At 36.8% G+C, this 8603-nt stretch carries 8 protein-coding genes, 3 tRNA genes and 1 rRNA gene; 1 reads left to right on the forward strand and 11 read right to left on the reverse strand.

The genetic code is table 11. From position 1 onward, the window contains the following. Window positions 1-35: 35 nt before the first annotated feature. From UR08_RS12395 to UR08_RS12410, 4 genes are read right to left on the reverse strand one after another with little or no spacing between them, the layout of a single operon-like run. A complete protein-coding gene (locus UR08_RS12395) occupies window positions 36-659 on the reverse strand; it encodes a hypothetical protein (protein ID WP_115753977.1) in 624 nt (207 codons plus the stop codon). Between the two features lie 4 nt (window positions 660-663). Continuing rightward, window positions 664-1932 (reverse strand): glycosyltransferase family 2 protein, encoded by a 1269-nt coding sequence (locus UR08_RS12400; RefSeq protein WP_115753978.1) that lies wholly within the window; start codon window positions 1930-1932, stop codon window positions 664-666. A 2-nt stretch (window positions 1933-1934) separates the two neighbouring features. Then, window positions 1935-2549, reverse strand: coding sequence for a class F sortase (locus UR08_RS12405; RefSeq protein WP_115753979.1), 615 nt, complete (start codon window positions 2547-2549; stop codon window positions 1935-1937). A 49-nt stretch (window positions 2550-2598) separates the two neighbouring features. Further along, window positions 2599-3696, reverse strand: coding sequence for a PA14 domain-containing protein (locus tag UR08_RS12410; protein WP_115753980.1), 1098 nt, complete (start codon window positions 3694-3696; stop codon window positions 2599-2601). Between the two features lie 287 nt (window positions 3697-3983). Here UR08_RS12410 and UR08_RS12415 point away from each other — a divergent pair, with 287 nt between their 5' ends. Beyond that, window positions 3984-4661, forward strand: a complete 678-nt coding sequence (locus UR08_RS12415; protein ID WP_115753981.1) for a cyclic nucleotide-binding domain-containing protein — start codon at window positions 3984-3986, stop codon at window positions 4659-4661. An 89-nt stretch (window positions 4662-4750) separates the two neighbouring features. Here UR08_RS12415 and proC read toward each other — a convergent pair whose 3' ends face one another. The 7 genes from proC to rrf all read right to left on the reverse strand — a co-directional run bounded on the left by proC (window position 4751) and on the right by rrf (window position 8600). After that, the gene (gene proC, locus UR08_RS12420; RefSeq protein ID WP_115753999.1) at window positions 4751-5551 is read right to left on the reverse strand and encodes a pyrroline-5-carboxylate reductase; all 801 of its coding nucleotides are present in this window, start codon (window positions 5549-5551) and stop codon (window positions 4751-4753) included. Window positions 5552-5635: 84 nt separating this feature from the next. Beyond that, window positions 5636-7120, reverse strand: a complete 1485-nt coding sequence (locus UR08_RS12425; protein ID WP_115753982.1) for a DHA2 family efflux MFS transporter permease subunit — start codon at window positions 7118-7120, stop codon at window positions 5636-5638. Window positions 7121-7214: 94 nt separating this feature from the next. After that, complete coding sequence (locus UR08_RS12430) at window positions 7215-8105, reverse strand: TetR/AcrR family transcriptional regulator (protein ID WP_115753983.1); 891 nt, start codon at window positions 8103-8105, stop codon at window positions 7215-7217. A gap of 107 nt (window positions 8106-8212) precedes the next feature. Further along, window positions 8213-8285: transfer RNA gene (locus UR08_RS12435), tRNA-Thr, on the reverse strand. A gap of 13 nt (window positions 8286-8298) precedes the next feature. Next, a tRNA-Thr gene (locus UR08_RS12440) sits at window positions 8299-8371 on the reverse strand. 28 nt (window positions 8372-8399) lie between these two features. After that, a tRNA-Asn gene (locus tag UR08_RS12445) sits at window positions 8400-8474 on the reverse strand. A 10-nt stretch (window positions 8475-8484) separates the two neighbouring features. After that, a 5S ribosomal RNA gene (gene rrf / locus UR08_RS12450) occupies window positions 8485-8600 on the reverse strand. Window positions 8601-8603 lie beyond the last annotated feature (3 nt).

The raw sequence follows: 8603 nt of genomic DNA on the forward strand, positions 1-8603 counted from the left end.
CTGTCACCTCCTTCACGTAGTCAAAAAAGCTAGTTTTATTTCATACTTTTAAAACTATCAAACTCTTTTTGGGATAACGTGATCGGTTGATTAAACACCAGATATAACTGCTTTTCTGATTGCTTATATCGAACAACTCGATAATCCTGACTAATTAAAGCTAGCGTACTAACAGGATCTTGAGTTTTTATTTTTTCATTTTTTTTCAATTTTTTAGCGATTTCACTTGTTTCTTTCAAAGCAAAATTCTCTTTTCCGCGTTCCACATACGAAATAACGGTCAACTTATCGCCTGACTTTGCTTGATGTTGCATGCGAATTTCGCCAGGATATTTTTTATCTTTCAACAATTTCTTACTTGGAAAAAACAACTGAACTTTTTTTAATTTATAATTTTGTTTCTGATAAAAAACTTCGCTTTCTTTTTTGTGTTCCGCTTTAACCGGCGTCAAACAAAGCGTTCCTTTACTTCGTGAAACTTCAAAAAAATCTGGTTGAAACTTAAGTTCATCTCTTGTAAGTTTTATTTGTTTTACATCATTCTGATGAATGGTTGTTTCTTTCGCATTTTTATTTTGTTGAGCACTCCAAATCAAAGCTCCAACAACAAGAACTACAAGTACTGCTAAGCCTATTCCTAAAAAATATTTCTTTTTCATTCCCTCACACTCTCTCCGTTTTAATCCAACCATTCTCCTTCGATAAATAGCGCTTAAAAGCAATCAAAACACTTGGAATCATTATAATGTTGTATATCGGCATGAAAAGTCCCGCTTCAATACATCGAAAAAAAGAAATGGATTCAATCTCTTTAAACGCACGTACATTCCAATAATACTTAATGGCAAAAAACATCCCTGGTACAATAGAAATCGCAATAAGAATCAAAATAAAAGCTAATGTATTGTTTAAATTCCCGCTGTATAAAAGTTCCGTGTGTACCAAGTGATATAAAAATACACTTAAAATAATCCAAGAAAAAAAGATTAAAATTCCACCTAATAAATTCAAAAACGGTTGTGAAAAAAAGTAAAAAATATCTATTTTACCCGACAAACCGATTTTTTTGCTTTTCAGAATCCTACGTAGATATTTCAAACATTCAATATTTCCTTGTACCCAGCGACTTCTTTGCATAATTAACTGTTTCACTGAGGTCAAACCTTCTTGGGCAACAATGCCTCTTGGTAAAAATTTAATTTTTTCACCTTTTAAAAATAACCGTAAAGTCATTTCATAATCCTCTAACAGGCTGTTTCCCCAAGGCGCTTCCACACTCAATTTCTTCAAGGCAGACAACCGAATGAACTGTCCATTCCCGCCTAACCCTACACTATTCGTATAATTTCGAACATTTTGTATATCTGCAACCATTGTAAAAAATTCCACATCTTGCAATAATGGTAACAAACGCTTGTTATTGCGAATTTTAACACGACATTGAGCAGCTGAAGTGCTACTATCTTGAAAGGCAATGGATGCTTCTTTTAGTGCGTTCTTTGAAAATTCACCATCACCATCAAGCACAGTGACAATTAGCTTTGTGTCATCCACTTTTAACATACGCACAACTCGCATCAACTTTTTAAAAGCCTCATTTAGAGCTTCTCCTTTACCAGTTCGCGCATTAGGAAGTTTTCGTTCAATGATATGAACGTTCTTACTAGCTATCTTCCTGACCACTTTGAGTGTGTCATCATCAGATGCATCATCAATAACCACTACATGGACATTGCCTCCCGAATCCAAAATATTTCTAACTGTTTTATCAATAACCTTCATTTCATTTAAACAAGGAATAAAAACAACGTAATGAAGCGGATCTTGATAGACCATTTTCTCCTTTTTAATCATTTTAGGAGAAGTAATTAATAAAAATACATAAAACACATATATACCAAATAAAATAGTGGCAAGAACATCTATCAACATAATTACTTCTTCACCTTCTCTGGAATTAAATAAACTAATTCCCGCTGATTATAATTTCCTGTTCTATGATTAAATTTTCCTGTACATGAAATCAAAACGACTTGTGAAGTTGTTTTTTGTTTTACATCGATCGAAGCATCAGGATCCGCTTCCGTGTCTACCTTTTTTTTTCGTTTGAATTCAAAGTACTTTTTCTTTCCATTGGAAAACGTAATTTCAATTTGATCTTTTTGATCCATTTTTTCTAAATAAGAAAAAGGACCAAGCTCATTTTTCCAATCCCTATGAGCCGCAATAAGTGATGTTCCTTTTTCTCCAGGAATCGCGCTATTTTTTAACCAACCGGCTTCTTTTAGCCCTTCCGGCACCTCCATTCTCTGCTTTTCATCCACACTAACTAGACGAATAGGCACGGATATTGATGGTTTTAAAAACTTTAATTTTACTGGAAGAGCCTTTTTTTTGATAGAATCTTTTTCTTTCTTCTCTTCCTTAATCGTTTTGCTTTCAACTTGCACTTCCACTTCTTGACGATTCTTCAAAAAATAATGATAAACATTGACACAATTCAACAAAATAAATAGTACTACACAAAATATAAATACTTTTTTTACCATGATTTTTCCTCAGTATTAATTTTGAAGGATAAACAAACATAATTTTTATTTAGTTATTTGGAACTCCATTCAAATCTGGAGTTGTGTAAAGTAATTCTTGCGGAATAAGTGCATATGGTTTAAAACTACTTGCAGCAGAAGGAGTTAACCATCTTAAGTCATAGTAGTATCTGCCTGTAGAAGCTTGACCTGCAGTGTAGTAAGGTGCCACAGCTTTCACTTTAATAATTTGTCCTGCTTGTAGATATAATGGCGCAGTATTTTGAACAAGTGTGTCATCAACATAGATTTGCACTTGAGCACTTCCCGTTGAATAGAATCTATAAGTCCCTGTTTCAGTTAATTTTATATAAGCTGTTTTCTTTATTTGGAAACCAGCACTTGGGTTTATTCCCGGATACGGCTCCTTGTTAGCTGCACAGCTAAAATCAAGGGTTGCATTTTCATAACGACTTGCAACCGGAATGAAATTCAAAGTAAGATTATCCTGACGTTTTGCGTATTCAGTAAAAACTCCGTGAACGAGTTTGTCAGGCACTTCAGTATCCACGCCTTGCAAATCTGGAGTCGTGTAGATATTTTCTTGAGGAATTAAGCGATATGGTTGTATACCGCCACTAGCTATTGACGGAGTTGACCAATATAGATCCGTACTGTACACACCTTGTTTAGCAGAATCCATTGTCGGAAATGAATTAACAACTTTCACTTTCACAATTTGTCCCGCTTGCAAATAAACAGGTGCATAACTTTGGACAAGCATGTCATCAATATAAACTTGTGCATTACCTGATGAAGAAGCATAAAATCTATATGTGCCAGTTTCATTTATTTTAATATAAGCAGTTTTTGCAACTCTAAAGCCAGTGTTAGGATTTAGTCCCGGATAAGGTTCTCTGTTTGTAGTACAGCTAAAATTCAAATCTGTATTTTCATATTGACTTGCAACTGGTGTATAGCTTACGCCATCTCGCTTAAAGTATTCTGTAAATGTTCCGTGAACTAACTTCGCAGTTACTCTTGAAGTCTGCGTCTCAGCTTTTTGAATGCCTGCTGCTGAGGCAAAATTGCTCTGACTCACTAGTATTGATGAACAAGCAAGTAAAATCATTGCCCCCATTAAAAAAAACTTTTTCATTTTCAACATTTTTCTCCTCTTCCTTTATTCATATTTGTTTATCCTTCCACACTATTCTAATTTTATTTATAATCCTTTTAAATTATGTCTAAGACCAATTTCATTGATTTTTGTTACAGAAATGTGAACAAGTCTTTTTATAAATCAATCTAGCACCATAAGCCATATTTTTTCGCTTAAAAATTAAATTTTTATATTTTTTTACATATTTTTTACTTTAAATCGTCCCAAGTTCAATTGCTTCCTTATTGTTTTTATCGCTATAATAATAATTATTTTTGCGGGAGGAAATAATTATGCTAGAGATATTATCATTTCTACAAAGTGAAGAAAAAATTACATCAGATGTTGCTCAAGCGACTTTCTTATCACAGGAAACAATTTATTCATTTCCTAATCATAACTATAAAATCGGTATTATAAAGAGTGGTTTTTGTCAATTAGAAGGTTATTTAAATGAACAATGGGTTTTGCTTGGCATTCTAAAAAGCGAAGACATTTTTGGTGTTGAAATACTTTTAGATGACCCATCCTCGTTGTATGCCCCAATACAGTATCGAATCACCACATTACAACGATCAGAAATTTTCTTCTTAGAAAGAGAGTATATTTTAAACCACCTCTATGGAACAGGAGGCTTTCAAAAACTATTACGGGACTGTATGATTCAATCGATGATCAAATACGCCAACCATTACTTGAAGGCCTTTTCTCCACCATCGGAAAGAATCCACAACGCTCTATATGAAATAGCCAAAAACCTCGACTTACCAATCATCGGAAATAAAATTACCTTTCCTAAATTCGTAACTAAGACTTTCATCACTCGCTACACACGTTGTAACCGAAGCCGAGTCTATAAAACGCTAAATGAACTACAAACAAAAAACATCATTCTAGCTTACCATCCACTACAGATGGTTCCTTGTAAAGAACAACTTCTTTCAAAAACAACAGTATCCATAGAAAAATAAAGCATCACAAAATAAAAAGCAGAAATCAAACAAAAGTTTCTAAAAAAACTTCATTTGATTTCTGCTTTTTTTGTTAAAACTAGCCACTTTTACTTATCCGAAAGTTCCGCTTCACGCTTCATAGTCGCTTCCACACTGTGCATCACACTCGCTGCAAACGCATCATCCATGAGCGAACTCACACCAGCGATTGTCGTACCACCAGGAGAACATACCTGGTCCACAAGCTCATACGGGTGTGCTTCGCTTTCAAGTACCATTTTAGCGCTACCAAGAACCGCCTGAGCCGCAATTTCGAGCGCCTGTTTCTTAGCAAGTCCGGCCTTAACTCCCGCACGAGCAAGCGAATCAATAAAAATATAAATGAACGCAGGTGAACTCCCAGCAAGAGCCGCAAACGTACTAAAATCTTTTTCAGGAATACGCGCCGTGTTCCCGACCGCTGAAAAAATCCCCTCAACATTTTGATAATCTTCCGCGCTCACAAATTCGTTCCCGCAAACCCCAGACATTGACTCGCCAATTGTCGCATTAACATTCGGCATAACACGTACAATTCGCATATCTTCACCAACAAATTCTGCCAATTGACCCAAACTAAGCCCAGCAGCAATCGAAACCATCAGCGGTCGCTTCGATTCAAAAGCCGATTTCAATCCAGGTAAAATCATTTCAAACACATAAGGTTTCACTGCCACAATAACAATATCAGATTGTAAAACCAAATCCTCAGGTGTGGCCAGTACTTTCACGCCAGTTTTTCCTGCAAAAGTTTCTGCTTTTTCTTTTGTCCGATTAAAAATCAAAATATCTTCGGCGGGCATTTTCTTTACGAGACCGCTAATAATCGCCTGCGCCATATTACCAACGCCAATAAATCCTACTTTCATAAATTCCGCTCCTTTCAAGGGGTATCCAGTAAAAATATAGCATTCTTCCGCAAAAAACGCACCCATAAAGGATGCGTCTTTCACTTATTTCGCTTCAAATTTTTTCACAACCGCAGTTTTCTTCCGATCTCTCACTAAGAAACTGAGCAACCATCCAAGTCCTGCAAACGCAGCAGAAACAAAGAACGCAGCTGTCATCCCACTTAAACTAGCATCCGTCACATGTTGCGCATAACTTTGTGGATTTGTTGCTAGAAGCGATTTACTCGGCATCTGATCCCTTGTTACATTCGTCAAAACAGTAATCATAAGCGCAGTACCGATTGAACCAGCAATTTGCCGAATCGTATTATTAACAGCCGATCCGTGATTGATCAAGTGATTAGGCAAAGCATTCATCCCTGCTGTACTTACTGGCATCATCGCCATTGAAATCCCTAAAAAGCGAATCGCATAAAACAGCATTACATGCCACATTGGCGTGTCCGTCGTAAGAAACATAAACGGTACCGTTCCCGCAGTCAAAATGGATAAACCAATAATCGTCAGCCAGCGCGCCCCGATCTTATCAAAGATAATCCCTGTGATCGGACTCATGACACCCATCAAAAGCGCACCTGGAAGGAGCAACAATCCAGATTGAAGTGCAGTCTCTCCGCGAATACTTTGAATATATAGCGGAAGTACAATCGAAGTTCCGATCATCGCCATAGTCACAATTGAACTAATGACAACTGACAGCGAGAACATTGGGTATTTAAAAACGCGGAATTCTAAAATTGGATTATCAATTGTCAATTGTCTCCAAATAAACAAGGCAATCACAATCACTCCGACAATTAAAGTTGTTACTACGATTGAATCCCCCCAACCATCATTACCGGCTGCACTAAATCCATAAAGAAGTGAACCAAATCCAATTGATGAAAGCACAATTGAAAAGAAATCAATTTTTATATCTGTTAATGTCACAACTTTCTTCATGCCAAAGAACGACAATAAAATATCAAAAATAGCAATCGGAATAAGAACCCAAAACAATACTCGCCAATCGAAGCTATCCACAATCCAGCCTGATAACGTTGGTCCTATTGCCGGAGCAAATGCCATGACGAGCCCCATGATCCCCATCGCGGCTCCTCGTTTATCTCTTGGAAAAATTAAAAGAAAAATCGTTTGCAGTAACGGCATCATAATCCCTGCACCAGCTGCTTGAACAATCCGTCCAACTAATAATACAGAAAATGAGCCTGCAAGAGCCGCAATCAATGTCCCTGTAGCAAAAACAACCATTGCTGTGATAAATAAAACCTTCGAATTTATTTTTTCAATCAATAAAGCCGTAACAGGAATCATAATTCCATTTGTAAGTAAAAAAGCAGTTGTCAGCCACTGCCCAGTTGCTGCTGTAATTTTTAAATCATCCATAATCATCGGTAACGCTGTAGCAAGTAGTGTTTGGTTAAGCACAGCTACAAAGGCTCCAATGACCATTGTCACAACTAGTAGAGTTCGATTAAATGGTTTTCCATTAACATCTACTGGTTTTCCTTCTGAAATTGCGTTCACATAGACTTCCCCTTCCCAAATAGCATTTCTGTGAATATTAGTAGTATAATCCAACAATACTAGTTAGTCAAGAAAATATGACCGCGCAGTCATTTTATAACAATTCATTAATTTGCAATTCAAGCTTTTTAATTTCATTTTCCAAATTCTTCGGTACTTGTTGTTTTAAATATAAAATCGCACCTTGAATGATGAAGCTTCGAGGCGTTTCTTTATTGTTCAACTCAGTCAAAAGAGCATTTAGCGTTTCTTTGTACTGCCACTTATCCGAGTCCGCAATTTGTTCAGTTTCAATTTTTTTCAAAAAATCTTCCACCAAATTTTTCAATTTTCCCATTCGACGTTTCTTGAGTGACAAATGATCTGGCGTGAACCCGCCCATATCCTCATCTGTGAGTACAAGTTCTTTTGTTTGAACGACGTCTTTCACAATAACTTCCATTCGGTTCATCACGTAGTCTACAGCCTCCGGAATTCTTGTTCCTCCTTTATTATGTTTACTTGAAACAAACACAAAAAGAAGAATCATTCCCGTTAACATCATAGCAAGATCATTCAAATAAGGTTCAGTCTCTTTTCCATAGACGAGTAGCATCTGTTCTTTAATCCATTTGACACTTCTTGAACGCACACCAAGAAGAAATTGATTAAAATCGTCATCAAGAGTGGCTTGAGAGAAGCTGATATTCAAAATTTCCGCATTTTTAATGTGAAATTTTACAAGTAATTCAATACAAGTTTTAAATTTTTCCTTTTGGCTCTTATCCTCTTCTTGCATAATTTGATCTAGCCGTTGGTAAAGAACCGAATATTCCTGCTTAAAAATCGTTATAGCTAGCTCTTCCTTTGATGTAAAATAATTATAAAATGTCCCCTTTGAAATCTCACTCGCCTCTACGATATCTGTTACAGAAGTTAATAAATACCCCTTTTTCCTAAAAATCGTTTTTGCTTCACTAATAATTCGTCGCTTTTTATCTTTCAATTTTTCATCTCCTCAAGATAATTACACCATAAGTATAATAAAAATACACGCACAGTTCAAGTTATGCAAAATAAAAAAGACATCCTAATTAAGATGTCTTCATCCGATGCCGGCTGCAAGAGTCGAACTCGCGACCTACTGATTACAAATCAGTTGCTCTACCAACTGAGCTAAGCCGGCTAAATAATATAAAAGCCACTTGCCGGGCTTGAACCGGCGACCTCTTCCTTACCATGGAAGCGCTCTGCCAACTGAGCTAAAGCGGCAAAAAACTAGGTCTAATATACAAAAAAATGGCTCCACAGGTAGGACTCGAACCTACGACCGATCGGTTAACAGCCGATTGCTCTACCACTGAGCTACTGTGGAACAATATCTTGCCCGGCGGCGACCTACTCTCACAGGGGGAAGCCCCCAACTACCATCGGCGCGGAGAAGCTTAACTACCGTGTTCGGGATGGGAACGGGTGTGACCTTCTCGCCATAGCCACCAGACAA

The organism is Listeria kieliensis (assembly GCF_003369925.1).
Lineage (GTDB): Bacteria > Bacillota > Bacilli > Lactobacillales > Listeriaceae > Listeria > Listeria kieliensis_A.